Source organism: Sinomonas susongensis (assembly GCF_005877005.1).
Lineage (GTDB): Bacteria > Actinomycetota > Actinomycetes > Actinomycetales > Micrococcaceae > Sinomonas > Sinomonas susongensis.
The window spans coordinates 23,861-49,894 of sequence record NZ_SSNH01000007.1; the positions used below are offsets into that span (position 1 = coordinate 23,861).

The following is a 26,034-nucleotide window of genomic DNA, read 5'->3' on the forward strand; positions in this document are numbered from 1 at the left end:
TAAGGAATCACAGCATGCGAGCAGCACTGATGTACGGCGCCGGAGACGTGCGCGTCGAAAGCGTACCCAACCCCACCATCCAGGAGTCCACGGACGCGATCGTGCGGATCGTCGCCGGCTGCATCTGCGGCAGCGACCTGTGGCCCTATGCCTCCAAGCCCGGGACCGCAGAAGGGGCCCGGATGGGTCACGAGTTCGTGGGCATCATCGAAGACCTCGGCTCCGAAGTGACAGGACTCTCGGTGGGCGACTTCGTCATCGCGCCCTTCGTCGCCTCCGACGGCACCTGTGACTTCTGCAAGGAAGGGCTGCAGACCTCCTGCCGCCACGGCGCCCATTGGGGTGGCGACGGCGACGGCGGCCAGGGCGAATTCGCCCGGGTCCCGCAGGCGGAAGGCACCCTCGTCGTCGTCCCCACCGGCTTCGACGAGAAGGGCGAGGAGGGCATCGCCAAGGTCCGGGAGCTCACCGACGGCGACGGAACCCAGGCCGTGCTCGAAGCCGTCGGCCTCAAGCCCGCGATTGAGATGGCGATCGGGGTCGTCCGCGACGGCGGCACCATCAGCCGGGTCGGTGCGCCGCAGTTCGCCGAAGTCCCGCTCGGATTCGGCGAGTTCATGCGCAACATCACCCTCACCGGTGGAGTCGCACCGGCCCGGGCCTACATCGGGGAACTGCTCCGCTCGTACTCGAGGGCACCATCGAACCCGGCAGAGTCTTCGACCGCACCGTCGGCCTGGATGACGTCCCGGCCGGCTACCGAGCTATGGCCGACCGCAAAGCACTCAAAGTACTCGTCCGCCCCTAACGAAGAGGATCAGGATCCCATGGACATCACACTCAACAACGGCGTCGTCATGCCCGCCCTCGGGCTCGGCGTCTTCCAGAGCCCGCCGGATCAGACGACGGCGGCCGTCCAGACCGCGCTTGAGGTCGGCTACCGGCACATCGACACCGCCGCCGCGTACGGCAACGAGCGCGAGGTCGGCGAGGGCATACGCCGTTCCGGCGTCGACCGTTCCGAGGTGTTCATCGAAACCAAGGTCTGGGTCAGCGACTACGGCCACGACGAGACGCTGCACGCCTGGGAGAAGGCGGCCGGCAAGCTCGGCGTCGACCAGCTCGACCTCCTGATCCTGCACCAGCCCGCACCGGACCGCTTCGCGAAGACCATCGCCGCGTTCAAGGCGCTGGAGGTCCTGCTGGCCGACGGGAGGGTGCGGGCGATCGGCGTCAGCAACTTCATGCCCCACCACCTGGAGCAGCTGCTGGCCGAAGCAGAGGTGGTCCCGGCCGTGAACCAGGTCGAACTGCACCCGTACTTCCAGCAGCCGGAGGTCCAGTCGATGGACGCCAAGCATGGAATCCTCACCCAGGCCTGGTCGCCCATCGGCGGCATCACCTTCTACCCCGGCTGGGGCGAGAACCGGAAGAATGTCATGCGGGACCGGACGGTGGCCGCCGTCGCGCAGGCCCACGGCAAGACCCCCGCTCAGGTGATGCTGCGCTGGCATCTGCAGCAGGGCCGCTCCGCCATCCCCAAGTCCACCAACCCGGCCCGCATCGCCGAGAACTTCGACGTCTTCGACTTCGAACTCGACACGGCGGAGCTCGCGGCGATCGACGCCTTGGACACCGGCATCCGAAGCGGACCGGACCCGGACGTGGCCCGCCCGGAGCGGTTCGCCATGGTCATCCCGGAAGCCTGAGAAACCTACAGAGAGAAGGGAACCAGCATGGAGTACCGTTCGCTTGGCCGCACCGGTGTCAAGGTCAGCCCCCTGTGCCTGGGCGCGATGATGTTCGGCCCGTGGGGCAACAATGACCGCGCCGACTCCGCCCGCATCATCCACCGTGCCCTCGACGCCGGAATCAACTTCGTCGACACGGCTGACGTCTACTCCGGAGGCGTCTCCGAGGAGATCGTCGGGCAGGCGATCGCCGGGCGCCGCGACGAGGTGTTCCTGGCCACGAAATTCTTCATGCCCATGGATCAGGACGATCCCAACCAGAGCGGAGGATCCCGCCGCTGGATCATGCGCGCCGTCGAGAACTCCCTGCGGCGGCTGAACACCGACTACATCGACCTGTACCAAGTCCACCGCCCCAGCCCCGACACGGACGTAGAAGAGACACTCGGCGCGCTCACAGACCTGGTCCGCCAGGGAAAGGTGCGGTACATCGGCTCCTCGTCCTACTCCGGGTCCCAGATCGTCGAAGCCCAGTGGGCAGCGCGGGATCGCCACCTGGAGCGGTTCGTCACCGAGCAGCCGCCCTACTCCATCCTGGTCCGCGGCATCGAAGAGGACGTCCTCCCCGCCGTCCAACGGCACGGAATGGGCACCCTCACCTACAGCCCTCTTGCCGGCGGCTGGCTCTCCGGCCGGTGGCGGAAAGACTCCGTCTCCACACCGACCTCGAGCGCCCGGCCGAGCGCCCGCTTCGACATGACGAGCGCGGCCAACCAGCGCAAGCTGGACATCGTCGAAGAACTCGCCCAGCTCGCCGACCAAGCTGGGCTGACACTTATCGAGCTGGCCATCGCGTTCGTGATCAACCACCCAGGCGTCACCTCCGCCATCGTCGGACCCCGCACGATGGAGCAGCTGGAGTCCTACCTCCCGGCGGCAGCGGTCAACCTGTCAACCGACGTGCTGGACCGCATTGACCAGCTCGTCGCGCCCGGCCTCACCGTGAACCCCGACGACAACAGCTACGGCGCCCAGGAACTCACCGCACGGGCACGACGGCGGACACGACCTTGAACCCAGCCGCCGAAGAGTCTCCAAAACGAGGTAACGCAGGAGGAACTCATCGAGGCCATCACCCACGCCAGTAGCGGGGCCCGACCCCCAGCGGCGAGCCCGCACCTCTCCGAGTCCTGGGAAGCTGGCGCTGTCCGTCCTTGACGCGTTCTGTCTCCGGGGAGACCCTTGACGGTACGGCGTGCTGGGAGCCCGACGGACAGAGCTGGATCCGATGGGCCTGCATGTCGAAGCCGGGCCGAAGGCCATGGTCGAGCCCGCACGGGGCCGTGGCCCTCGCTGCCGCGGCGGCTTCCGGACAGGATCCTGTCCACCCCACTCACGGAGGAACCATGATCGAGACCCGCGCACCCCACGGCTGGTTCTCATCCGCCGCCCAGAGGGCCAGCCGCCGCAGCACCATCACGATCAGGTTCGAAGGGATCGGGTCGGTCACACTCCCGCCCACCGACGATCTCGCCTTCCTCGGCGGGATCGGCCTGCTCGCCGCCGTGGGGATCCTAGAATGGCCCGTCGCCGGGGTCCTGGCAGCAGGGCATCTTCTCTCCCGCCACACCAGGAACGACGCGCTCAAGGCCTTCGGGGAAGCCCTCGAAGAAGCCGCCTGAACTGCGGAAATGCTCTCCTAGTCCGGCGGTCATCGGGCTTGGCCGTTCCCCTCCGGGCGCTTCCCCGTGAGAACGCGGGCAATCCTCGGCTCCAGCCAGAAGACCAGCAGCATGGTCGGGACCCACGCCCAGCTGACCCACTCCGTCGCGGCGTCCGCCGCCTCGTGGTTGGAGCCGGGAATCCCCGTGGTCTCGGCCGCGAGTTGGAGCGGAGCACCTGCGGCGATGCAGAGCGAGAGGGCGACGGTCGCGGCGAAGGCCGCCCGCACGAACACCGCCTGCACGGTCGGGGCGCTCTCTCTGGGCCGGTGGTACGCCAGGAGGACCAGCAGGAAAGAGACCCCCAGGACCACGGACAGGAAGGTCCAGTCTCCCGGCTGGGCGAAGAACGCGGCTCCCGCGGCCACGATGGCGGTGGTCAGCGCTCCCGGGTCCACCTTCTCAGCAGCGGACGCGTCGCGCGGCGGGTCTTCGGCGCCCGAACTCGTCATCCTGCCATTGTGCGCGGGCACGCTCGGCCGGTGAAGAGCGCCAGGCTATGCAGCGACGCCGGCCGGAGCTCCCTCGGGCGAGGACGACGCCGGGTGGCGCCCGAGCGCCTCGCCCAGCCCCACGGCGTCGTGCGCCCCGGCGAAGATCTCGGTGCCCGGTTCGAGGGCGCGGCCAGCGGCCAGGGGGGCCAGCGTCGACCGCGTCATACCCGAGCGAGTCGATGAAGGCCAAGACCCGTCCGCGGGCGTCCGCGTCGTCCCCTGCCACAGCGAGCGCACGGCGATCAGTCGATCACGCTGGCCGGCCGTCCGCCTCGAGCTCGTGGTAGCCGATGTGGTTGAGCGTCTTGACCACGCGTGAGGCCTCGAGGAAGTCCTGCACTGCCTCGGACGTCCCGCGCCCGTCGCCCAGCTCGGGCATCGCGCCATCGGTGGGCTCCCAGTAGTTCATGGCGTCGACCACGACGCGGTCGGCGAGCGCGCCGGCGTCGAGCGTGCGGTAGTTGTGCAGGGGCAGCGCGAGGACCACGATGTCCGCTTGGGCTGCCTCCGCCGCGGTGACCGCGACCGCGCCCGGCGTGATGATCTCCACAATGAGCGCGATGTCCTCGACTGGCCTGCTGGTGGCGATGCGGACCTCGTACCCGGCCTTGAGTGCGGCCCGGGCCACGGCTGTGCCGACCCTGCCCGCCCCGAGGATGCCGATGCTTCCGATGCCCTGACTCATGCCGCTGCGCTCCCGCTGTGTTGTGGACTCGTCAACTATCTTCCTCGACGGTCCAACGCAGAACCCACCCCCGGCATTCCTTGGGCCTGGCGCGGGCTTCTGCCCCTGTCAAGTCCGAGGGCAGCATGGAATGTCTGGCCCTATGCGCCGTGGCGATAACGGTTCGGTAACGAAGACGCCTCGGTGCTAGGCAGGGCCCGGAGACTGAAGCAAACTCGCTGCGGTTGCAAGCGGCACAAGCAGAGGGTGCTATCGAGATGAAGAACTCCTAGGTCGTGCTCGCGCATGAGGTGGTGATCGTCGGCGCTGGCCCTACGGGACTTATGCTTGCCGGCGAGTTGGCGCTGGCCGGTGTCGACGCGGTGATCGTAGAGCGTCGCACGAATCAGGACCTGATCGGCCAGCGGGCACTCGGCTTCTCGTCCCGCACGATCGAGGTCTTCGACCAACGCGGAATCGCGGAGCGCTTCCTTGAGCAGGGCCAGATCGGACAGGTCGGCGGCTTCGCATGGATCCGGCTCGACATCAGCGATTTCCCAACTCGGCACAACTATGGGCTCGGGCTTGCCCAGCAGCACATCGAACGCACGCTGGCCGGGTGGGTTGACGAGCTCGGAGTGCCGATCCTCCGCGGACGCGAGGTGACGGGCTTCGCACAGGATGCGGACGGCGTCGTCGTCGAGCTGGCCGACGGCGGGGCGCTCCGGGGCGAGTACCTGATCGGTTGCGACGGAGGCCGCAGCGTTGTCCGCAAGGCGGCAGGCATAGAGTTCGAAGGCTGGGACGCGACGACGAGCAGTCTCATCGCCGAGGTCGAAATGGACGAGGAGCCCGAGTGGGGCCTGCACCGGCGTGGCTCGGGCCTCCATTCCTTCGCGAAGTCCGACGGCGGGTCGGTCCGTTGCATGGTGACCGAGAGGCATGTGGGGCGGACCGACGAGCCGACCCTGACTGACCTGAGCGAGGCGCTCACCGCCGTCTTCGGTACCGACTACGGGCTGCGCCGCGCTGCCTGGATTTCGAGGTTCACGGACGCCACACGTCAGGCCGTCGCCTACCGCGACCGGCGGGTCCTGCTGGCCGGCGACGCCGCGCACATTCACTCGCCGATGGGAGGCCAAGGGCTGGGCGTCGGCGTGCAGGACGCCGTGAACCTCGGCTGGAAACTGGCCCAAGTCGTCAAGGGGATCGCGGAAGAGGGCCTGCTGGACACCTATCACGCCGAGCGGCATCCGGTTGCCGCCCGCGTCCTGCACAACACGATGGCGCAGGTCGCTCTCAGCCGCATCGGTGAGCGCACGGATGCCCTGAGGGACATCGTGGCCGAGCTGTTGAGCATGGACGAGCCGCGCAAGCGGATCGCAGGAATGATGAGTGGACTCGACATCCACTACGAGCTTGGCGAGGGCCATCCGCTGCTCGGCCGACGCATGCCGGACCTCGACCTTGCCACGGCCAACGGCCCGACGCGAGTGTTCTCCCTGCTGCACGGCGCTCGGGCCGTCCTGCTCAACCTCGGCAAGCCCGGGGCGTTCGGTACCGGCACCGTCGACGTCTCCCCGTGGGCCGACCGGATCAAGCTGGTCGACGCCGAATACCGCGGCCTGTGGCAGCTCCCAGTACTCGGAGCGGTCACGGCTCCTAGCGCGGTCCTGATTCGGCCGGACGGACACGTCGCTTGGGCGGGTGACGGCTCAGGCGAGGGACTGCGGGAAGCAATGACCACATGGTTCGGCCCGCCTGATGCAGCGTCACGACGTGTCACGCCATCGGAGGGGTTGACGGCGTGACATTTCGCCGCCGATGCCTAGCCTCCGTGCGGCATGGCTCAGCGGGCGACGGGAATCCAGATACGCACCCGCACTCGGCAGGGGAGTAGCGTGCTGATCACTTCAGATGCATGCGACAATCCATTCGACGCGCCCGGGTGAGTCGCGTGGGAGGACCTGCGAGGACTCAGCGGCCGTGACGGACCGGGCGGCTGCGGGGGCAATTTGCCTGGCCATCCTTAGCCTGCTCACCGGTCACCCGGCACAGGCTGTTCCCCTAGGCGTGCAGATGGTCGGCTGGGGTCAGCCTCCTTCTGGAGAGTACGACCGAGCCCACCGACTGGCCACATGCGGTCCGCTGGGTAAGCTTTGCAACGATGTCGTTCCCAATGGTCCCCGAAAGGATGCCGCCGGCATGCCTGTTTGGCTGAGGCGCCCTCGCCGAGAGGGCCTTTGGAGACGGCGCTTCCTCAAGCCCGCGATAGCTGCGGCCGCGGTTGCCGTCGTGGGTGGCCTCCTGACGGTCCCTGTTGGAGTCATGCTCGTCTGCGGTTTGGTCCTCGCCGTGGCCTCCTTTTGGAGACTGGGTTCGCGCCGTGCCGGCGGCACGGGTGTGGTGCCCATGGCCTTCCTGTGGAGCACCCTCGCCGCCTTGGTTTTGTCTGTCGGTGCTGTTGCCATGCGCGGCCTGCTACCCGACGCGAGCGCGCCGACCGCAGCGACAATAGATCGCCCGGGTCCCTCGGTCGGATCCTCCCGGTCTGCACCTATCCCGGCAGCTACGTCAATCCCGGGCGCCGTCTCGACGTCGCACGGACCAAGCGTTTCGCAAGTGGAGCTGACGCCGCGCCCAGCGGCACCTGCGACCACAGCGCCTCCGGTGGCCGCCGCGCCTTCCGTCGCGCAGTCGAGCGTAGGGGCAGGTGGCGGCTCGACGGCCGGACGGACTTCGGCCAACGCTGGCGGCGCTCCACAACCACCGAGCGGCCCACTCGCGGCATCGTCGCCGTCGGCGGCTAGTCCATCGGGGAGCGGATCCTCACAGTCACCCAGCCCTGCAGCACGCAAGAGCTGTGTGCCGACCCTTCTCGGTGTCGTCCTTCCGCAGCGCACCTGCTAGATTCCCCAGAATCCCACAGGATCTCGTCCTGCCCCCAGCTCATCCGGACCTTGTCCCCCCGGCGGGGCTGATCGAGCGAATTCACAGTCTCGTGAAAGCCCCCTCCATCACTTCCTTCATGCGGGTGGCCGAGGATTGCTCCATGAGGATCTGGACAAAGACCACCCTTGTGCCTGCATTAGCGGCTGTGGCGGTCGTTTTCCTGACAGGGGCCGGTGTGTCCGGCATCGACGAGATGGCGTCCCTCAGGTTGCACTATGCGACGCACAGCACTCTGACAACCCCCACGACAAACGCGCAGCCCTCACTGCACGACCTGCTAATGGACGGCCTCGCCAAGGGCTCGCTCCCGGGCGGCTTTCCCTACGACGAGCCCCGGAATGAAAGCATCGACGAGCAGTACCAGGAAGCTCTTAATCAACAACGGCCTTCGTCGAGCCCCACCGACGGGAACCGCACCTGACCACGAGTGGGAGTCCACGGGCTGATTTGCAAGGAGCAGCTCCTCCGGGCGGCAGGGCTCTAGCCCAAGCTCGTGGATGAGAGGACTCTGGAAGCGTCGGAGGAGATTCAAGATCAGAGCGGCGAGGCGTCGAAGAGTGCCTCGCGACGGATCCCGAGGAGCGAAATGTCAGACATGCTCGGCGAGCAGAAGGTCCTCGGGCGCTCGGGGGCCGTGCTCTTGATACGCGGCATCCTTGCGGTGATCTTCGGGATCCTGGTGATCGCCTGGCCGGCCGTGACGGTCTTGGCCATCGTCTTCCTGTTCGGCTTCTACGCGCTCGTGGACGGCGCGACCAGTCTGTACCACTACTTCTCTCGACATCCCCGTCCGTCAGGATGGACTCTCGCCAGTGGAATCGTCTCCGTCCTCGCCGGGATTGTCGCTTTCGCCTGGCCCGGGATCACGGCGCTGTGGCTTGCCCTCCTGATTGGGGCCTGGGCATTTGTCCTGGGGATCACGCAGATCGTCGTTTCCATTCAGGCGAGGAAGGCGATCAGGTCCTGGTGGGCATGGCTGACCGCGGGAATCGTCTTGGCGCTGTTCGGCCTCTATGTTTTCTTCCTCCCCGGCGCCGGCATTCTTGGACTCCTAGGGGTGGTGGCAGCGTTCGCCTTCGCGGCCGGGATCATGCTGGTCGCAGCCGGGTTCCAGCTTCTGTTCCTCGCTCGCCGGCCGCGGCGCCCAGGCCGCGACCCGGGAATGCCACCCTCGGCTAGGCGACGCCGGGTCGGCGCAAGGTTGTACGCCAGCAGGAGCGCCGTAGCGAGGGCGGCGGCGATGTGGGCCACGACCATGAGGTGAAGGTCTTGGGTGGGTGCCGCTGCCCCGCTCGGGATGCCGGGCAGCGATGCGGGATGGTGCGAGTGCCCTAGTGACGGGAAAAGCGGGGTATTCGGCCCTGCCAGTCCGGTGAAGGCCAGATGAAGCCCCTGCTGGAGGATGCCGCTGCCGATGGCGAGAGCCCACGGCGGCAGGGGCCACCGCACGGCCAGGGATGCCAAGAGGCCCACAAGAGCGGTCAATGCCAAGAGGACGGTGATTGGGGGTGCGGCCCCGCCCGAGGACACGTGGGCTGTCAAGCCGAGGCCGACGCCGACGGGTCCCGCCGCCACTGCGGCGACGGCGGAGCGTCGACGGGCTGAACCCCATCCGTTGTACATGCCGGAGGCTCAGCGACGTGCGACCGTCCTGCGGCCGAGGGCGAGCCCGAGAACCAGCATGCCGATGCCCAGGATCAGGTGCAGCCCGTTGTCGGCAGCGTTAACGGGCACGAAGTTGCCGGCGGTGTCTCCGGAGAACACAAGCCCGTACACGAAGAGGACGAGGTAGATGGCGCCACCCCAGACGAGGTACCCCTTGGCGGAGGCAGCCGAGCGCGCCAGGGCGAGCCCGGCGACGCCGAAGAGGAGGTGGACGATATTGTGCAGCACCGAGACCTGGAACAGGCCCAACAGCATCGCGTGCGAGCCGTGGCCGGCGAATCCGAGGCTGCCCGCGTCGGAGGTGATGCCCGGGATGAAACCGAGCACCCCGACCAGGAGGAAGACAGCACCCACGACCGTCGCGGCTAACTGGACGGGGGAGCGGTGCGAAGTGGCGGGGATGGACATAAGGGACTCCTTGCCTGGATCTGTGATGTGACGTGCGTGCATCCACACTTCGGAGCATCGGACAGTTCGGATTGGCGGCCGGGCCGAGAGCAGCAACCCATGCTCACCTAGTGGGCCGAGAAGCCCATGAGCCCGACTACGAAGAAGACGAGGTGGGCGGGAAAGGGGATCCGGAGCGGGCCGAGAAGCTTGAAAAGGAAGCCTACGGGGGTGACGACGACGCCCCGGACGTTCCGCTTCCGGGCTAGCGGTGAGGCTCCCTCCGCCCTCCGCCCTCCGCTCACGCCCGAAGTAGGGGGCGTTTCCGCCTAGTCCTTCGGCCCCTGCCAAGCCGGGAGGCCACCGTCGTCAGCCGGCAACCGCGACCGCGGGCCGCTCGGGGTGGTTGTATCGCACGAGGATGTCCGGTTCCTCAAGGTTCTCTTTTTCGTGCTCGAGGAGGCCATCCACGGTGAAAGCGAGCTCCGCCGGCGTGCGTTCGCGGAGCACGCGCTCATCCACCTGCAGAGCGACGGACAGGTCAAAGTCCAACCAGCGGCCCAGCAGCATGGGCCCCGCCACCAGCAGGACCAGGTCAGCAGGCGCAGGCTGCCGCTGGGCGCGGACCGAGCGGTCGGTTTCCGGGTCGCGCAGCCGGGGCAGCCAGTGCGCCGCTCCGGGTGCGGCTAGCGGGTCCAGCACCTCGCGGGCCAGCGCGGCGAAGTCGAACCAGCGTTCCCGGTAGCTGTCCGGCTCCTCGCGGCCAAGCTCCAACCGTTGGGAGGCCGGCAGCAGGAAGTCTTTCAGCTCCACCACCTCCGCGGGTCGGCCGGTCGAGCGCAGCCTCGCGGCGATTCTCCTTGCGAGGTCGGCTGGTGCGGCCGCTTCCGCGCCGTTGACGGCGACCCTGGTCCGGCCCGCGCGGGTCAGGCAACGGTCGACGACCATGGAAACCAGCGCGTCGGGTGTCAGCGGGGCGTATGAGGGCACCCGTCGATTATGGCCTCCGGCGTGCGCTGCGTGCTGTTGACGCCTTCGGACATATGGGACGGCAGACCGTCGGCAGAGCCGATGGGACGAAGACCAGGGCGAGGACCGAGACCAGCATCCGGCGGTGCGCGATGGGCCGGTGGTGCCCCGCACTCCTGAGGTGCGGGGCGCCTGTGCATCTGTGCCTATCTGCGGCCTTGAAAGGAAGCCGCAATGCGTTGTCGGATCGGGGGAGGGGTGTCCATAGCAGGGGTGAAGTTGGCCCCCAGGGGCTCCCCCCAATAGGAGAAGGGGAACTGCGATCATGAAACTGACGACCAACACCCAGGTTTCCGTTGACGGAGTGATGCAGGGGAATGGCGGGCGGGACCCGCACCTCGACCCCGGATTCGAGCGCGGCGGATGGGCCCGGCCCCTGTTCGACAGCGAGGCCATGACCTTCGTCAACGAGTTCTACCAGCGCGCCGACGCGTTCCTGTTCGGCCGGCGGACCTACGAGCTCTTCGCCGGTTACTGGGGCGTGATGGATCCGGGCAGCAGCCCCATCGCCGATGCCCTGAACACGCGGCCCAAGTATGTGGCATCGAATACCCTCACCGAACCGGGCTGGTCGGACACGGCCATCCTTTCGGGGGACGTCGCGGCGGGCCTGCGCGAGCTGAAGGCAGCGCCTGGAGGCGAACTGCAGGTGCACGGCAGCGGTCACCTGATCCGCTGGCTCCTCGCGAACGAACTGGTCGACGAGATCATCCTGCTCGTCTGCCCCGTGATCGTCGGCGAGGGCACGCGACTGTTCCCGGAGTCCGGCCCGGACTTGGCACTTGACCTGGTCGAATCGCGAGCCTTCCCGCAGGGCATAACGCTACAGGCCTACAGGCCGGCCGGTCGCCCGCAGTATGCAACCGACTGACGCATCTGCCGCTCATTGAACAGACGAGGGTTCTAGCGGGCCAGGTGCTATCCGTCCGCGCCAGCAGGGATAGCCTGCGTGCCGCTGTCCCGGTCTCCGGTCTCTGGCAGCCGGGGTCCGGGACAGCGGCGAGTGGCGATTAGCGCTGGGAGACCCAGATGCCCTGCAGTGCCGCGCTGTTGGCGCTGGAGAGGATCGTCGCCGCATTGACTGCGGCGGACGAGTTCTGGGCGGCGACGAGGGCCGTGTTGACGTTGAAGCCTCCCCAGAAGAGGGTCTCGCGCCCCGGCAGCAGTTCTGTGGTCTCGGCAGCGAGTTCGGTCATGGTGAGCTTGGTCATCTGAATCAACTCCTTGATGGGATGGAATCTGTTGCGCGGTCGAACATCGATCGCTGTGAAGACTCCAACGGAGGCTGCGTTATCGAGGTGTTACACGCCTGCTGTGGGATGGCGGGATGCGCTGCCCCGGCCGCCGGGATGGTGGGCGTCGCCATCGCCGACGAGGACGTCGGACAGGAGGGGCTCGTCGGGTGCGAGGACGAGCACGCCTTCCAAAGGGAGTGGCGTGTCTAGGCGGCGGCCGCGCCTGAGAGGCTGCCGTCCCGTGTGGGCTCAGACGACATTGGTGCCCTCCCGCCCGGCACGCCGGGACACGGACCACGCGGCGTACAGTTCGGCCGCGTGTTCGGGGCGGGCGACGAGTACCCCGCCGGCGGCGGGCCAGACCGTCTCGTCGCCGTGTTCGTCGAGCACGAGGCCGCCCGCCTCCCGCACGATGAGGGTGGCGGCGAGGTGGTCGATCGGGCTGAAGCGTTCGACGACGCTGCCGGCGCCTCGCCCGGCGGCTACCCCTGCGAGGGTTAGGGCGCCCGAGCCCATGATGCGCAGGGTGCAGTACCTGTCCGCGAGGACAGACGTGAACGCATCAATTCCAAGCCATGGCCTGTGGGCGAGCAGCTCGGTGCCGACAACCTTGCCCGCGAGGGTGCGCCCCGCGTTCGGCGTGGGAGCCTGCAAGTCCAGGCGTGTGCCGTCGAGTTCGGCGCCCCAGCCGGCGACGGCGGAGAGCACCTGGCCCTGCCAGACGTCCCCGACGACGGCCAGGACCGGTTGGCGGTCGATGGCCAGTGCGAGGGAGAACGCGGTCCACGGGACTCCGTTGGCCAGGTTGGCGGTCCCGTCCACGGGGTCCAGGTACCAGCATGGGGTGCCCGGTGGGGCGGTCCCGCCGAGCTCCCCGCCAACGACGAGGTGCCCGGGCAGGCGCGCTGCGATGACCTCGCGTACGTGTCTCTCCACGGCCAGGTCAACCGCGATGACATTGTCCGCAGGGTGGGCCTTCGATCCGGCGTCTCCGACCTTTGCATCGCGCGTGAACGCGATCGCCCAGTGGGCGAGTTCATGGGCGAGCGCTGCTGCCGCAACGAGCTCGTCGCCAGCGAGGCACGCGGGATGGGGTGCGTCCTCCCACGTTTCCGGCCCGGCAGCGACGACGCCCTGGAACCTGCGCAGCCGGTTCGTCGTCACGGCGTCCACGCCCAGGTCCAGGACCCAGCGCATGGCGTCCTCGTTGTCGACGGTCCAGCAGGCGACGCGAGCGCCCGAGCCATGCACTGCGCGGATCAGCTCGGTGCTGAGGACGGCGTACTCGGAGTTGACGAACTCGGGTCGCAGCCGGTCGACGAGGTCGGCGGGTGGCAGGCCACGCTGGTTCCACGGCAGCCAGACGGCGGCTGCGGGATCGAGATCGCGCACGATCCGCATCGCCTCCAGGTGCCCGCACCACGCCACCCGGGCGCCGGAATGCCCTTCGCGGACGACGCGGAGCGCAGGGCCCGCGCACTCCGGGTCGGCGATGTCGATGAGCAGGGTACAGGCGGTCCCGCCCACGGCGGCGAGGGCCTCGGCCAGGAGGGGAATGCGGTCGGTTCCCTCGCCGAGGGCAGCCACGTCAATCCAGTCCATGTCGGCGGCGTGGCTCGGCTCGCCCCAGAGGCGATCGAGGGTTGGGTCGTGCAGAAGGATGACCTCTCCGTCGCGGGTCACGCGCACGTCCACCTCGACGAAGTCGGCACCGGCCTCGACGGCGGAGCGGACTGCCGCCAGCGTGTTCTCGCGATGCCGCTCGACGTCCCCGCGGTGGGCGGCGGCCAGCGGGGCCGGGCGCGTGGAGATGCGGTGGTCTCGGAGGGAGCGGGCAGGGTAGCTCATGCTGTGGTGCCCTGCCGTGTGGGCTTTCCGTCTTCCAACTCGAGCCCGTGGTCCCAGAGGTCTTGGAGGCTGGTGTCGCCGCTGATGAACGCTCGGACGGTCGTCGTGCCGGCGGTCGAAGCGCCGCTACCGGCGGTGCTGCTCTGGGCGGGGGCCGTCGGGGCAAGGGCGGTAGCCGCGATGGCGGCGGTGGCCCCCAGGGCAGTCTCGATCTTCATGGGATGTCGTCTCCTGTGTACGGCCGGGCAGGTTCCCTTCCGGACCGTATGGTGGCGCTGCGGGTCACTGTGTCGCCAGGACCGCAGCCGTCGAGATCACATACCAAGTGTTTGTCCTAACCGTCTGCCGAATGTGAGGTGGCCGACGGGTGAACTGCCACGAAATGTTGACCTGACTGGGAAGCGGCCGGAAAAGGCTGCCTACTGGCAGGCCACAGTCCACGAGCTCAGCGCCGACGACGTCGTCGACGCCATGCGCTTTCACGGACTGATTGACTTGTGGCAACTGTCGTCCCTTCGGCCGCTTGTGGCGGCGTCGGAAGGAGTTCCGTGCTGAGCCGCTTCGGCAGCGCCGCGGGCGCGGTGCCGTCTTGCGCCGCGGACCGCAACGATGAACGGCACCCGACCAGAGCCTGGGTGCCGTCCATCGTTTTCTGGGGTTGCTAGTTCAGTGGCTTCAGTGGCTTCAGTTGCCGTGTGCCTCAATTGAAACCGGCTGCCACTCGTTCCACGTTGCCAGGCGTGATTCGTAATCCTTGGTTGCGATGTCCAAGGGCGCTTTGCCGAAGAAGATGCGCAGCGGCGGGTTCTCCGCGTCGACGACTTTGAGGATAGCGCCGCGGGTGGCGGCGGGGTTGCCGGGGTTGTTCGCTGAGGGTCGGCTGGCCGCTGCCTCTCGGACCTCGGCATAGACGTCCATCTGCTCACTGCGCGTGGCAGACGGCCCGGACCAGTCCGTCGAGAATCCGCCTGGTTCCACTAGCGTCACCTTGATATTGAAGCCTGCAACCTCCTGTGCGAGGGACTGGGAGAAGCCCTCCAGCGCCCACTTCGATGCATGGTAGGCGCCGACTGTTGGGAAGGCGCTGATCCCACCGATGCTCGATACCTGAATGATGTGGCCCGAGCCCTGTCGACGCATGATGGGAAGTGCCGCCTGCGTGATCCACAGTGCGCCGAAGAGGTTGGTCTCCAGTTGCGCCCGGACTTGCTCCTCGGTCAGTTCCTCAATCATGCCGAAGTGGCCGTAGCCAGCGTTGTTGACGACGACATCGAGGCGGCCGAAGTGTTCTGCTGCTTTCCGGACGGCTGCGAAATCGGCTTCCCGATCGGTGACATCGAGCCGGATCGGAAGGAAAGCTTCGGCGTACTTGTCGGCGAGGTCTTGCACCGTCTCGAGGTTTCGTGCGGTGCCTGCGACGTTGTCTCCGCGCTCTAGGGCAGCTTCCGTCCACTCGCGGCCAAAGCCTTTGGACGCGCCGGTGATGAACCAGGTTTTACTCATGGGTACGTTCCTTTCGACGGCTTACATGGACAACCAACGTCCGCCGAGGGCAAAGGCTTCCGGGCGTGAGCCACAAATTCAACGCGGAGGCTCACGGTGGCTCCGCCCTAACCTCGTGGAAACCTAGTGGCGTGGACTACGACAAGGCAATCGACACCCTGGTTGCGTGGGCGCGGGAGAACAGCAACGTGCGCGCGATGGTCTTGACCGGCTCCGCGGCCGCCCACGAGACGCACCCCCTGTCAGACCGCGATATCGAGGTGTACGCCGCTGACCCGGCCCCACTTCTTTCAGACGACTCCTGGTGGGACCAGCTGGGGAAGGTGCTCGTCGTCGAACGCCTGCCCAACCCGGGCTGGCACCCGTCGCGCCTCGTGTACTACGTCGGAGGGAAGCTCGACCTGAGCGTCATCCAGGCCGACGTGCTTCCGGCGATGCGTCATGAACGCCCCTTCACGGTCCTCCTGGACAAGGATGGACATTCTGCCTCGCTCCGCCAGACCCGAGTGCGGGCTTCGCTGCCGGACGAGGCGATGTTCCACGAGCAACTGAACTTGGGTTACGCGGCCGCACTGATGTGCGCGAAGTCGGTAGTCCGAGACGAGCCGTGGTCAAGCAAGATCCGAGACCGAGACCTAAAGGCCACACTCCTGACGCTCATCGAATGGGACCATCTCGTGCGCTACGGCCTCGACTACGACGTACGCTTCCTCGGTTCCCGCATGCGGCAATGGATGGACGTCGACGTGCAGCAGGCACTCGAAGAGTGCTGGGGTGGCTTCGGCGCTGTGGATTCCGCCGCTGCCCTGCGCGCATCCATTGCCTTATTCACCAAGCTCGCGAAGCGGATCGCAGGCAGTCTTGGCTTCCAACCTTTCGATCACAGCGGCGTTCACTGAGAGGTCGAGACAATTCTCGCAATGCAACCGCACATCGGGTAGGACGTCTCGACAGCTCCTGTTTTGGGTGACGCGAGACGGTCCCTTTGGCCCTAAAAGAGCGGACCGCGCAGGGGCTACGTTCTGCGTATGGACACACCGCAGTCCGGGCCCCCGCACAGTGCCGTCCTCGTGCACGGGGGGTGGGGCAACCCTGGCGACTGGCAATGGGTCCGGCGGATTCTCGAGGCCAACGGCTTCGACGTCGCCGTCCCGGACCTTCCATCACATCGCCTTGACGCGGGCCTGCTGGAGGACGCTGAGGAAGTGAAGTCCGCGATCCGGGGCTACGCCGGCCCCGTCGTCGTCGCCGGGTGGTCCTACGGCGGAGACGTCATCGGGCTCGCCGCAGCGGGGGAGCAGAACGTGGTCCGACTCGTGTACGTCTCGTCCGTCCCCCAGCCCATCCAGGAAAAGCGTGACGGGAACCTTTTCGCCGGCAACCCGGTGATCCTCGAGGACGGCCAAGGCAGGTTCGTCCTCGACAACGACTGGTGGGTCTACGAGGAGAAGGGCAGGACATTCCCCGAAGAGGTACGCCGCCACATCCAATCCAACCCGCGCCGCTCCGCTTCACGCCGCACACTCACCGATCCCATACCGGCAGCGGCCTGGATGGAGACCCCTGCCACTGTCCTGCTCGGTACCCGCGACGAGGGGATCGGCGACGACAGACGAGCCTGGGCGAAGCAGAACATCAAGGACGTGCGCGACATCGACGACGACCACTTCCTGATCTTCAACAGCCCGGACACTGTTGCGCACGCCATCATGGAGGCCGAGGTATAGCGAAGCGTGCGGCCTACAGTTGTTTCCATGGCGCAGCAAGACGAGTGTCGGACTGAAATGGCGGGCCCTCACAGGGGGGGCCTTTCGGGTGTTTTGGGGGAGGGCTCCCGTACGCGGCGTCAGCTCTCGGCCGACGCCGGGATCGGTGCCTGAGATGCTGGTCTGGGCTGGCTTCGTGCTGGGCGTCCTGGTCGTTGCCGGAACGGCATTCAGCATCATCGGTGCGCTGATCGTAGCCAGGCGCGTCGATTCATGGGTGACGGCGGTCGTAGACACCGCGCTCGACCACGCCTTCCTGGTGGCACTCCGTGGCGTGGACTCGTTCGAACGTCGCGACTGGTTCCTCGGCTGGCAGGGCCCGCTCACGTTGGTGGTCCGCCTGACGATATGGATGGGGATGCTCGTTCTTGGCTTCGCACTGATCATGCTGCCTGGCACCGACGGTGACTTCGCCGCGGCTCTCGAGGACGCAGGTTCGTCGATCTTCACGCTCGGGTTCGCGGTCCCGCATGGCGGCGGGGGGCAGCTTGCCGCCTATGTGGCCGGTTTCGCGGGCATGGCCGTCATAGGTCTGCAGATCGGATATCTCCCGACCGTGTACTCCTCATTCAACCGACGGGAAACGGAGGTCAGCCTTCTCGTCGCACGGGCCGGGACTCCCGCATGGGGGCCCGAGATCCTGCTGCGCACCCACTGGGGAACCGGCAGCAGCGACTCCGCGCCGGTTCTTGAGGACCTGTTCGTGCGCTGGGAGCGGTGGACCGCAGAGGTCGCCGAGTCGCACACCACGTACACCGGGCTTCTCCGCCTGCGCTCGCCGAAGCGTAACTCCCACTGGCTGACATCCCTGATCGCCGTCATGGACGCCGCTGCTCTCCACCTAGCCCTGGCCCCCGGCACGGAACCCAAGATTGCGGCCCGGCTGATGCTGCGCATGGGCTTCGAGACACTGAACGATTTGGCACGCGCGATGAAGCTGTCCGTACCGGACCTCGCCCAGGTGTCTGTGGCCACGACCCCCATTTCGGTCACCTTCGACGAGTTCGCTCAAGCCGCCGCCACTCTCCGCTCGGTCGGCTACCCCGTGACGGAGACCGACGAGGACGCCTGGCCCAACTTCGCAGGCTGGCGCGTGAACTACGATCGCGCGGCGCTCTCCCTCTCTCGCATGCTCGATGCACCGCCGTCAATGTGGACGGGGCCTCGGCGCTGGCCGTCGCAGCCGACCGCCCCGTTCCGCCCCAACCCAGGCCGCACGCGCAACAGAGAATGAATGAGGGCCCCTGATCAGGGGGTCTTCACACCAGGCATCAGACGGGCTGCCGGGAAGGTCGCCTCTGCACGAGGTGGTAGTTGTACCGCTTCTTGTTGCACGCATTTGAATGCTTCAAGTGCATCGGTAGCTGAGAGGACGTCGCCGTCTTCTGCCTTCGCGTCGGCGAGAAGCTTCTCAGCGGCTGCAACGACGAAACGGTGTTCGAGCATTGCATCGGCGAGGCGCTCCCGCGCGTCCCGGATCCGTCGAGTCCGCCGTCGTTCGGGGCTCTCCGTCAGCCGAGTGGTCAGATTCACGGCCGGTGTGTTCGGCGTAGGCCTGCTCGGCACGACGAAGTCATCGGCGACCAAGTCCACCCCGAACGCTTGGCCGTCCGCCTCGCTCTCGTGCTCCCCGACTCGCCCGCCCTCCTGAGCACGTTCGAGGAACAACTCGGCTGCCCGCAGGTGGACGTCGGCGCGGTTCTTCCTTGCACAGAATTCGTGTTCGGCGATGCCGATCCGCTGTGAGTAAGTCTTCTCAGCGGAGGCTTTCGCCTCCAAGAGACGAAGGCGCTCTTCCTGAACCGTTGGGTCCTCCGCAGGCTCGGACGCCGTCGACTCCCTGACTGCCGCTTCCCCAGCCAGCTCCGCCCGGCGGTCCTCGGGAGACGTCGTTTCCCGTCTCCCTCGGCCTGCAATCACGGCGGCCAAACTCGGGAGCCCGATGCCGACGATGACGGTCCAGATGATTCCGTTCCAGCCCATGTGCCCCGCCCTCTTGCCACCTGCATTTCGTTCAAGGAACTGTCCCAATCCGCCGTACTTGCTTGCCACACTTGCCTGTACTCGACTCTGTGCGGGCGCTGGTCAGCCGTGGAATTCCTGTCGGAGATCTCGTAATCGAGCCTTCGCTGCGGCAGGAGTCCGTTATTTCCTGCAGCCGCCGGGTAGGCCGTTGGTAGTGTTCCTGCATGCGGCAGGGCAAGGACGGTGATTTCTTGAAGGACATTTCAGTGAACGGGGATTCAGCCAACGGGGACTCGGTCCACGACGGCGGCCTGACCGAGGCCGTCCAGGAGGCTGGGGCGGTGGAGCTGCTGCTGATCCGGCATGGCGAGAGCGAAGGCAACGTCGCGGCCACGGAAGCGCGCGCGGCCGGTGTGGAGGTCATCGACGTCCCTGCCCGTGACGCGGACGTGGACCTGTCCGCGACCGGTCGGGACCAGGCCAAGGCGTTGGGTACCGCACTGGGTCGGATCGCCGAGGAGTTCCGCCCGGACGCGGTGGTGTCCTCCCCCTACGCGCGGGCCCGCCAGACGGCCGAGATAGCTGTGGAAACAGCAGGCTGGCCACTGCAGGTGCGCACCGACGAGCGGCTGCGGGACCGCGAACTGGGCATCCTTGACCGGCTCACCCGGCTGGGCGTGGAGAACCGCTATCCAGAGGAGTCCGAGCGTCGGGACTGGCTGGGCAAGCTGTACTACCGTCCGCCTGGAGGGGAATCCTGGGCGGACGTGGCCCTGCGGCTCCGGTCCGTCCTGGCGGAACTGAACAACCTCGGCATGGGACACCGGGTGATGCTGGTGTGCCACGACGCCGTGATCATGCTGTTCCGGTATGTGCTCGAAGGCCTTAGCGAAGAGGAACTGCTGGACCTGGCCGCCAAGGAATCCATCCTCAACGCCTCGATGACCCGGTTCGTGCGCCCCTCCGGCGTGGGGCCGTGGAAGTTGGAGAGCTTCAACGTGGCCGACCACCTGGCGGAGCAGGGCGTCGCAGTCACCGTGCACGCGGGAGACACCAGTGCCCGGCCGCACTGACTCCTCCGGCCCCACCCTGGTGACGCCGTCGCTCCTGCGGGAGTGGCCCCTCCCGCCCCCCGGCCGGGACAAATACTCGCGCGGGTCCGTGCTGGTGGTTGGCGGAGCCCGGGCGACTCCCGGCGCTGCCCTGCTGGCCGGGGCAACAGCCCTCCGTGCCGGGGCCGGAAAGCTCACGCTGGCAGTGGCCGAATCCGTGGCCGTGCAGCTCGGGGTGGCACTGCCCGAGTGTGGTTCGATCGGGCTGCCGGAAACCGCGGACGGCTCGGTCAAGCCGGAGCTGGACCGGATCTCCTCCTATCTGGACAAGGCGGACACGGTCCTGGTGGGGCCGGGACTGGACGATCCCGACCTCGCCGCGCAGCTGCTGGCCGTGTTGCTCGAACGCGAGGCTGGCCGTGGCGGTCCGTCCGGCGGCGACCCTGATGCCAGGGGAGGGCCCGCCGTCGTCCTCGATGCCTACGCCCTGGGCGCCCTGGTGTCGCTGGAGGACCAGCTGGACCCTTGGCGCGGCCGGATGATCCTCACGCCGAATCGAACCGAAGCGGAGGTCCTGCTGGGCCGGGAGGTGGATGACCTCGAAGCAGACCTGGCCGAGATCTCCGACAGGTTCGACGCAGTGGTCAGCTGCCAAGGTCTGGTCACGCAGCCGCCCGGACTCGAGCTCGGGGAACCGGAACTGTGGAAGATCACGACGGGGCACGGCGGCCTCGGCACCTCCGGCAGCGGGGATGTCCTGGCCGGTGCGATCGCCGGGCTCCGGGCTCGGGGAACCAGCAGTGCGCAGGCGGCCTGCTGGGGCACCCACCTGCATGCATCGGCGGCTGACCGGCTGGCCAGCAGGCTGGGCCCGCTCGGGTTCCTTGCCCGGGAACTCGCCGACGAACTGCCCGCCCTGATGCTGGAATTCAGCGTCTGACCACCAGGAGCGGTCTACCGGCCGCCGGTTGGCCGGCCAGCCCGGTCAGTAGTTGAGGTCCTTGCCCTTCGTTTCGGGTATGGTCAGCACGACAAGGGCCGAGATGACAGCCATGAGCACCGCGTACCCGTTGAACATCCATCCCTGCTTCACGACGTCGGTGAAGAGCGTCTGCAGGTAGGGAGCGGTGCCACCGAATAGCGCGACGCAGATTGAGTACGGAACCCCCACGCCGACGGTCCGGATCGACGTCGGGAACAGCTCGGCGTACACCGCCGGGACGATCGAGGCGGACGCTGCGATGAAGACCAGCATGACGGACATCGAGACGAACAGCTGCCATGCGGAGTCCCGCAGGAGGGCCTGCATCGGGAAGTTCAGCACGGCAGCGCCAATCGCGCTCACGAGCAGAACGGGCTTCCGGCCGATCCGGTCGCTCAGCTTCCCCCAGAGCGGAAGCGCGACAAGGAAGACGAGGTTCGCGGCGACGCCCGCCCACAGCGCCTGCCCCGGGTCGATCTTGAGGGTCGTCGCAGCGTACGTCGGGGCGACGATCGCCCACACGTAGTACACGATCGTCAGGCCGACCGTCAGCCCGATGACCTGCAGCGCCTGCTTGCGGTGCCTGACGATCTCGGACCAGAGCTTCGGCTTCGCGTGAGCCGCCTTGACCTCCGCCTCCTCCTCTTGGAAGACCTCGGTCTCCTTGAGCCGCGAGCGCATCACCAGGCCCCAGAGGCCGAGCAGGGCGCCGACGAGGAATGGGATGCGCCAGCCGAACGCACCCATCTGCTCCTTTGTGAGTATGACCGTGAAGACCGCGCCCATGAGCACGCCGGCAACTGTCCCGATGGTCCCGGAGAAGTAGATGAGCGTCGACCAGAGGCCGCGCTTCTCCCGCGGCGCCGTCTCGGAGAGGTACGTCTGCGAGGAGGGGAGCTCGCCGCCGTGCGCGAGGCCCTGGACGAGGCGGGCGACGAGCAGCACGAGGGACGCGAGAGCGCCTACGGACTGGAACGTGGGGGCGACGGCGATGAGCAGGCTGCCGACGGCGGCGAGCCCGATCGAGAGGGTCATGGAGGTCTTGCGCCCGATCCGGTCGCCGATCCAGCCGAACAGGAAGCCGCCGAAAGGACGGGCGAGGAAGCCGACGGCGAAGACCGCCAAGGTGGACAGGATCGCCGAGGTCGGGTCGGCAGGGTTGAACAGCTGCTTCGAGAAGAACGGGGCGAAGGTGGCGTAGATGCCCCAGTCGTACCACTCGGCGGCGTTGCCGATGCCCGTGCTCAGGAGCGTGTGCGTGGTGGTGCTGCGGCGGGTGGTCCCGCTTGCATAGGCCGTGGCGGGCGCGGGGCTGCTGGGAGAAGTCATGGGGTGGTGTCTTTCAGTTGGGGTGCGCGGGCGTTCAGCGCCCTGCGAGCTGTGCGGTCTTTGCGAGGGCGAGTTGGGCGTAGAGGGCTGCGCCGTCGGCGAGGACGGCGTCGTCGAACGTCGCGAAGGGCGAGTGGTTGAACGCGCTCGTCGCCGGGTCGGCGGCGGCGGGCACGGCGCTGAGCCCGATGAAGCTTCCGGGCACCTCGGCGAGGACCCGCGAGAAGTCTTCGGATCCGCTGAGCGGCTGGGGCAGCCGAGCATGGCGTCCACCGGCCTGCGAGAAGAGTTCCGCGATGGCAGACTCGGCGAACTCCGTTTCCGCCTGGTCGGTAACTGTGAGCGGGTATTCGGCCTCGTACCGCACCTCGACATCGAGTCCGTGCGCGTGGGCGATGCCCTCGAGGAGGCGGGGGATCGCGGTCTGCATCCGTTCACGGTGGGCATCCGAGAACGTGCGGATGGTCGCGTCGAATTCCGCCACGTCCGGGATGACGTTTCGCTTGGTCCCGGCGGCGAGGCGGCCCACCGTCACGACAACGGGATCGAACATGTCGAACTGCCGGGTCACCATCGTCTGGAGGGCAAGCACCAACTCTGCGGCGACGGTGACAGGGTCCTTGGCGGCGTGCGGGGCCGAGCCGTGGCCGCCGGCGCCGCGAACGGTCACGAAGAGCCCGTCGGATGCACTCATCATGACGCCCGGCCTCGTGAGGAACTGCCCGTGCGGCGCCATGGAAGAGAACACGTGCATGCCGAACGCCGCGTCGACGCGCCGCCCGGCGGCGTCGAGCACGCCCTCGCGTACCATGACGCTCGCGCCGTCGTACCCTTCCTCGCCCGGCTGGAACATGAAGACGACGTCGCCGGCGAGCCGGTGGCGGTTGTCGGCGAGGAGCGTCGCGGCGCCCAGGAGCATCGAGGTGTGGAGGTCGTGACCGCAAGCGTGCATCGCGCCGTCAATCCGAGACGTGAAGTCGACCCCGGTTCGCTCCTGGACGGGCAGCGCGTCCATATCGGCGCGAAGGAGGACGGCGGGCCGTGCACCCGAGGCCCCGGCACGGCCAGCGGACGACGACGACCTGCCGCCGCCGTTGTCCGCCGCGCCGCGGAGGACCGCGGTGACCGACGTCGTGTCGGCACCCGTCGAGACCTCGAAGCCGAGGCCGTCGATCGCGGCAAGGACCTTCTCCTGGGTGCGGGGCAGGTCAAGGCCGATCTCGGGCTCCTTGTGGAGGGCATGCCTCCACTCGACGAGGCTTCCCTGCAGGCTCTTGGCTTCGGCGATCAGATCCATGATTTCCTTCCACGTGACGCGCGCCACTTTTTTCACTGCTGTAGCGAGTGTGTGGCACTCACACCGTGACGGGCGTACATTCGTCAAGATCATGCAAAAAATGCCCATCCAACCGGTGAATCATGCACGAAAGACGGAGTCGGAGGCTCTGTCGGAGGACGATCTCGAGCTGATCCACGCTCTGCAGATGGCCCCGCGGGTCACCTGGCAGGAGGCGGCAGTCATCCTCCAGGCGCGCCCCGCCACGCTCGCAGCGCGTTGGCGCCGGATCCAGTCGGAGGGACTCGCCTGGATCACCTCGTACAGGGCCGGGGACCCCAATGAGATGAACCTGGCGTTCGTGGACGTCGACTGCGCACCCGGGCAGGTGATGGGCGTCGCTGAGGCCCTGAGCTCGATCCCCGAAGTCCAGACGGTCGAGCTCCCGGCGGGCCACCACGATTGCATGCTGACCGTCTTCACCGAGACCCTCTCCGACTACTCGAAGCGAGTTGCGCCGGCGATCCTCGCCATTCCAGGGGTCGTCCGCATCCAGACGACCCTGGGCAGCAGGCTCCACCAGGCCGGCCACTCATGGCGTCTGGCGGCCTTGGATCCGAAGAAGGCCGCCGCGTTTGCGGCTCTCGCGACGTCGGGCCCAGTCGACGCACCCTTGACGCAGGGGTGCTGGGACCTCCTGCCGTTGCTGGCCCACGACGGTCGGGCGACGGCAGCCCAGATGGCCAAGGAGCTCGGCCGGAGCGCCTCGGCGGTGCAGCGGCAACTCTCGAGGGTGCTCGCGTCGGGAACCGTTTCCCTCCGTTGCGACGTCGCCCAGGCGGCGGTCGGCTTCCCCGTGACCTGCACCTGGTATGCGCGGGTGCCGCCGGGGGAGCACCAGGCCGCCGCGGCAGCAGTCCGATCCCTCCGATCGGTGCGGCTCGCGGCGTCGACCACGGGACAGTCGAATTTCCTCGTCACGATGTGGCTCCGCTCCGTGGCGGAGGTCATGACTGCAGAACTCGCCCTCCAGGAAAGGGTGCCGGGGATCGACCTGAGGGAGAGCATGGTGATGCTGCGCATGACAAAGCGGATGGGCATGCTGATCGGGCCCGACACTCGAGCCCTCGGTCGGGCCGAGCTCCTCTGGGAGGCGAGGCCAGGGGCGGACGGGGTGGTCTGAGGGGGCGGATGGCGTGACAAGAACTGTAGAGGCTTGACCGCCCGATTTGGGACCAAAGCCCTTGGCTAACACCTAAAGACGATGGATAAATAGGACCTGTGCGTCTCAGCGGGCTCTCCGCGGCGACTGAAATCGGGGGTTCTCATCGTGGTTGATTCTTTCAAACCGGCCGGAAGCCGGTTGATCGTCGGCGAGCAAGTCCGCTTCCTGGGCTCGATGCCGGATCCGCTTCTGACGGGAATGCGGGCTCGAAAGGGCGACACGGGCGAAGTGGTGCACGTCCTTCCCGGGCTCTTCCCTCGTGCCGTTGTCGTGAAGCTGGACAAGCCGAGGACAGAGGGGTTCTATCGGCTCGTCGTGGCGGAGGAATTGCTCGAACTGGTCTTCACGGCCGGTCTGGACCCGAGTGACGAGGAAGCGGCCGCGCTGGTGGCGGAGGCCGAGGCGCTGGCCCGGAGGGCGAGCATGGCGCAGCACCCATCGGGGTCGGTTCATCGCGGCAACTCGCTCCCGGTCACGGTCCTCCGCGCGGCATCAGCGTCTGGGCCCCGTCGGCAGCCCGCGCTCGGGGCCACGGGTCTCGCCGCCGTCGTGCCGCTCGGCAGCAAGGGGCCGGCCGGGAAAGGGCGTGCCTCGTCGGCGGGGCAACGATGACGCTTGCGAACGGCCCAACAGTTGAGGAGGGTGAAGTCTTCCTCGTGCCGACCTCCTTCGGGGAAGCCGTCTGCGTCGTCTCCCGCGTCTACGGCGAAGGCCTTCTCATAGGGCACTTCTTCGCCCCCGAGATGCGGGAACTGGTGCAGGCCGGGGCGGCGCGCACCCGGGACGCCCTCGTCGTCCTGCAGATCGGACCGCTTGGGATCAAGGTCGGCGCGTGGCGCCCGCTGGGCAGGATGGAGGACTGGGACAGGCGGCGCTGGGCCGCGACCGTATTCGTGACATCCGGCCTCGGCCTGTCGGAGCGGCAGGTCATCCGGTACGCCGACGCGGAGGCCATGACGGTCGTGTCCCGCCGTCTCGCGACCCCACAGGAGGCGGCGACGCTGCCGAGGGACGGGCTCTGTGGCTACCAAATGGTTCCCCGGCTGCTCGAGCAGCTCATTTCGGACAGACGCGCTGTCCCGCTCCGCAACAGGCTGGACTTCCGTCCGGCTGGCGCCTTGGGCGGCTCACCTGCGCCCTAAGCGGGGCTTGGCTGTGCGGACGCCGGCTGTCTTCCTTCGCCGAAGTCAGAGACGGCACTCCGCATCGCGGTTGCGATCCTGCGCGTAGGTGGGCACCCCGACTCTTGT

General features: G+C 67.6%; 28 protein-coding genes and 1 pseudogene. 16 read left to right on the top strand and 13 right to left on the bottom strand.

Annotated features, from left to right (window positions below):
- Nucleotides 1–29: 29 nt before the first annotated feature.
- The 4 genes and pseudogenes from E6A21_RS10600 to E6A21_RS10615 form a co-directional block, all read left to right on the top strand.
- Nucleotides 30–587 (top strand): annotated as a pseudogene (locus E6A21_RS10600) (alcohol dehydrogenase catalytic domain-containing protein); the annotation flags it as partial.
- Between the two features lie 240 nt (nucleotides 588–827).
- Entirely contained in the window at nucleotides 828–1,709 is an 882-nt protein-coding gene (locus E6A21_RS10605; protein ID WP_138444129.1) for an aldo/keto reductase, read from the top strand.
- Nucleotides 1,710–1,736: 27 nt separating this feature from the next.
- On the top strand, nucleotides 1,737–2,765 hold the full coding sequence (locus E6A21_RS10610; RefSeq protein WP_138444130.1) for an aldo/keto reductase: 1,029 nt from the start codon (nucleotides 1,737–1,739) through the stop codon (nucleotides 2,763–2,765).
- A 332-nt stretch (nucleotides 2,766–3,097) separates the two neighbouring features.
- Entirely contained in the window at nucleotides 3,098–3,373 is a 276-nt protein-coding gene (locus E6A21_RS10615) for a hypothetical protein (RefSeq protein WP_212745913.1), read from the top strand.
- A gap of 29 nt (nucleotides 3,374–3,402) precedes the next feature.
- Here the strand turns inward: E6A21_RS10615 and E6A21_RS10620 are convergent, their stop codons facing one another.
- The 3 genes from E6A21_RS10620 to E6A21_RS18160 form a co-directional block, all read right to left on the bottom strand.
- Nucleotides 3,403–3,864: a hypothetical protein gene (locus E6A21_RS10620; protein ID WP_138444131.1), complete on the bottom strand. Its 462-nt coding sequence runs from the start codon at nucleotides 3,862–3,864 to the stop codon at nucleotides 3,403–3,405.
- A 45-nt stretch (nucleotides 3,865–3,909) separates the two neighbouring features.
- The gene (locus E6A21_RS18155; RefSeq protein ID WP_246036361.1) at nucleotides 3,910–4,071 is read right to left on the bottom strand and encodes a hypothetical protein; all 162 of its coding nucleotides are present in this window, start codon (nucleotides 4,069–4,071) and stop codon (nucleotides 3,910–3,912) included.
- An 85-nt stretch (nucleotides 4,072–4,156) separates the two neighbouring features.
- On the bottom strand, nucleotides 4,157–4,591 hold the full coding sequence (locus tag E6A21_RS18160) for an NADPH-dependent F420 reductase (protein WP_246036368.1): 435 nt from the start codon (nucleotides 4,589–4,591) through the stop codon (nucleotides 4,157–4,159).
- Between the two features lie 275 nt (nucleotides 4,592–4,866).
- Between E6A21_RS18160 and E6A21_RS10630 the strand changes: the two genes are divergently transcribed.
- From E6A21_RS10630 to E6A21_RS10640, 3 genes are all read left to right on the top strand, one after another.
- The gene (locus E6A21_RS10630; RefSeq protein WP_138444132.1) at nucleotides 4,867–6,381 is read left to right on the top strand and encodes an FAD-dependent monooxygenase; all 1,515 of its coding nucleotides are present in this window, start codon (nucleotides 4,867–4,869) and stop codon (nucleotides 6,379–6,381) included.
- Nucleotides 6,382–7,622: 1,241 nt separating this feature from the next.
- A complete protein-coding gene (locus tag E6A21_RS10635; RefSeq protein WP_138444133.1) occupies nucleotides 7,623–7,943 on the top strand; it encodes a hypothetical protein in 321 nt (106 codons plus the stop codon).
- Nucleotides 7,944–8,108: 165 nt separating this feature from the next.
- Nucleotides 8,109–8,786, top strand: a complete 678-nt coding sequence (locus E6A21_RS10640) for an HdeD family acid-resistance protein (protein ID WP_138444134.1) — start codon at nucleotides 8,109–8,111, stop codon at nucleotides 8,784–8,786.
- A gap of 368 nt (nucleotides 8,787–9,154) precedes the next feature.
- Here E6A21_RS10640 and E6A21_RS10645 read toward each other — a convergent pair whose 3' ends face one another.
- From E6A21_RS10645 to E6A21_RS10650, 3 genes are all read right to left on the bottom strand, one after another.
- A complete protein-coding gene (locus tag E6A21_RS10645) occupies nucleotides 9,155–9,595 on the bottom strand; it encodes a DUF4383 domain-containing protein (protein WP_138444135.1) in 441 nt (146 codons plus the stop codon).
- A gap of 107 nt (nucleotides 9,596–9,702) precedes the next feature.
- Nucleotides 9,703–9,879, bottom strand: a complete 177-nt coding sequence (locus E6A21_RS17890; RefSeq protein ID WP_171041359.1) for a hypothetical protein — start codon at nucleotides 9,877–9,879, stop codon at nucleotides 9,703–9,705.
- Nucleotides 9,880–9,943: 64 nt separating this feature from the next.
- Nucleotides 9,944–10,564, bottom strand: a complete 621-nt coding sequence (locus tag E6A21_RS10650) for a nucleoside/nucleotide kinase family protein (RefSeq protein ID WP_138444136.1) — start codon at nucleotides 10,562–10,564, stop codon at nucleotides 9,944–9,946.
- A 304-nt stretch (nucleotides 10,565–10,868) separates the two neighbouring features.
- On the opposite strand from E6A21_RS10650, the gene E6A21_RS10655 reads away from it, so the two are divergent.
- Nucleotides 10,869–11,474, top strand: a complete 606-nt coding sequence (locus E6A21_RS10655) for a dihydrofolate reductase family protein (protein ID WP_138444137.1) — start codon at nucleotides 10,869–10,871, stop codon at nucleotides 11,472–11,474.
- A 139-nt stretch (nucleotides 11,475–11,613) separates the two neighbouring features.
- Here the strand turns inward: E6A21_RS10655 and E6A21_RS10660 are convergent, their stop codons facing one another.
- The 4 genes from E6A21_RS10660 to E6A21_RS10675 form a co-directional block, all read right to left on the bottom strand.
- The gene (locus E6A21_RS10660) at nucleotides 11,614–11,814 is read right to left on the bottom strand and encodes a hypothetical protein (RefSeq protein WP_138444138.1); all 201 of its coding nucleotides are present in this window, start codon (nucleotides 11,812–11,814) and stop codon (nucleotides 11,614–11,616) included.
- Nucleotides 11,815–12,087: 273 nt separating this feature from the next.
- On the bottom strand, nucleotides 12,088–13,686 hold the full coding sequence (locus E6A21_RS10665) for an inositol monophosphatase family protein (RefSeq protein WP_138444139.1): 1,599 nt from the start codon (nucleotides 13,684–13,686) through the stop codon (nucleotides 12,088–12,090).
- A complete protein-coding gene (locus E6A21_RS10670; RefSeq protein ID WP_138444140.1) occupies nucleotides 13,683–13,904 on the bottom strand; it encodes a hypothetical protein in 222 nt (73 codons plus the stop codon). The genes E6A21_RS10665 and E6A21_RS10670 overlap by 4 nt, the downstream gene beginning before the upstream one ends.
- A 466-nt stretch (nucleotides 13,905–14,370) precedes the next feature.
- On the bottom strand, nucleotides 14,371–15,189 hold the full coding sequence (locus tag E6A21_RS10675) for an SDR family oxidoreductase (RefSeq protein ID WP_138444141.1): 819 nt from the start codon (nucleotides 15,187–15,189) through the stop codon (nucleotides 14,371–14,373).
- Nucleotides 15,190–15,320: 131 nt separating this feature from the next.
- On the opposite strand from E6A21_RS10675, the gene E6A21_RS10680 reads away from it, so the two are divergent.
- The 3 genes from E6A21_RS10680 to E6A21_RS10690 all read left to right on the top strand — a co-directional run bounded on the left by E6A21_RS10680 (nucleotide 15,321) and on the right by E6A21_RS10690 (nucleotide 18,189).
- Entirely contained in the window at nucleotides 15,321–16,088 is a 768-nt protein-coding gene (locus E6A21_RS10680) for an aminoglycoside 6-adenylyltransferase (RefSeq protein ID WP_138444142.1), read from the top strand.
- A gap of 129 nt (nucleotides 16,089–16,217) precedes the next feature.
- Nucleotides 16,218–16,916, top strand: a complete 699-nt coding sequence (locus E6A21_RS10685) for an alpha/beta hydrolase (protein ID WP_138444143.1) — start codon at nucleotides 16,218–16,220, stop codon at nucleotides 16,914–16,916.
- A 145-nt stretch (nucleotides 16,917–17,061) separates the two neighbouring features.
- Nucleotides 17,062–18,189, top strand: coding sequence for a hypothetical protein (locus E6A21_RS10690; protein ID WP_212745914.1), 1,128 nt, complete (start codon nucleotides 17,062–17,064; stop codon nucleotides 18,187–18,189).
- A 14-nt stretch (nucleotides 18,190–18,203) separates the two neighbouring features.
- On the opposite strand, the gene E6A21_RS10695 is transcribed toward E6A21_RS10690, so the two are convergent.
- Nucleotides 18,204–19,007: a hypothetical protein gene (locus E6A21_RS10695; protein ID WP_138444144.1), complete on the bottom strand. Its 804-nt coding sequence runs from the start codon at nucleotides 19,005–19,007 to the stop codon at nucleotides 18,204–18,206.
- 137 nt (nucleotides 19,008–19,144) lie between these two features.
- Between E6A21_RS10695 and E6A21_RS10700 the strand changes: the two genes are divergently transcribed.
- Nucleotides 19,145–19,993 (top strand): histidine phosphatase family protein, encoded by an 849-nt coding sequence (locus tag E6A21_RS10700; RefSeq protein WP_246036370.1) that lies wholly within the window; start codon nucleotides 19,145–19,147, stop codon nucleotides 19,991–19,993.
- Complete coding sequence (locus E6A21_RS10705; protein WP_171041360.1) at nucleotides 19,977–20,912, top strand: NAD(P)H-hydrate dehydratase; 936 nt, start codon at nucleotides 19,977–19,979, stop codon at nucleotides 20,910–20,912. The genes E6A21_RS10700 and E6A21_RS10705 overlap by 17 nt, the downstream gene beginning before the upstream one ends.
- Before the next feature lie 45 nt (nucleotides 20,913–20,957).
- Here the strand turns inward: E6A21_RS10705 and E6A21_RS10710 are convergent, their stop codons facing one another.
- Together E6A21_RS10710 and E6A21_RS10715 are read right to left on the bottom strand one after the other, a co-directional pair.
- Nucleotides 20,958–22,283, bottom strand: a complete 1,326-nt coding sequence (locus tag E6A21_RS10710) for an MFS transporter (RefSeq protein ID WP_138444145.1) — start codon at nucleotides 22,281–22,283, stop codon at nucleotides 20,958–20,960.
- Between the two features lie 34 nt (nucleotides 22,284–22,317).
- Nucleotides 22,318–23,580, bottom strand: coding sequence for a M20 metallopeptidase family protein (locus E6A21_RS10715; RefSeq protein WP_138444146.1), 1,263 nt, complete (start codon nucleotides 23,578–23,580; stop codon nucleotides 22,318–22,320).
- 100 nt (nucleotides 23,581–23,680) lie between these two features.
- Here E6A21_RS10715 and E6A21_RS10720 point away from each other — a divergent pair, with 100 nt between their 5' ends.
- The 3 genes from E6A21_RS10720 (at nucleotide 23,681) to E6A21_RS10730 (ending at nucleotide 25,926) form a co-directional block, all read left to right on the top strand.
- Nucleotides 23,681–24,742, top strand: coding sequence for an Lrp/AsnC family transcriptional regulator (locus E6A21_RS10720; RefSeq protein WP_138444147.1), 1,062 nt, complete (start codon nucleotides 23,681–23,683; stop codon nucleotides 24,740–24,742).
- A 147-nt stretch (nucleotides 24,743–24,889) separates the two neighbouring features.
- Nucleotides 24,890–25,396 (top strand): hypothetical protein, encoded by a 507-nt coding sequence (locus tag E6A21_RS10725; protein ID WP_138444148.1) that lies wholly within the window; start codon nucleotides 24,890–24,892, stop codon nucleotides 25,394–25,396.
- A 44-nt stretch (nucleotides 25,397–25,440) separates the two neighbouring features.
- Entirely contained in the window at nucleotides 25,441–25,926 is a 486-nt protein-coding gene (locus E6A21_RS10730) for a hypothetical protein (protein ID WP_212745915.1), read from the top strand.
- Nucleotides 25,927–26,034: the final 108 nt, after the last annotated feature.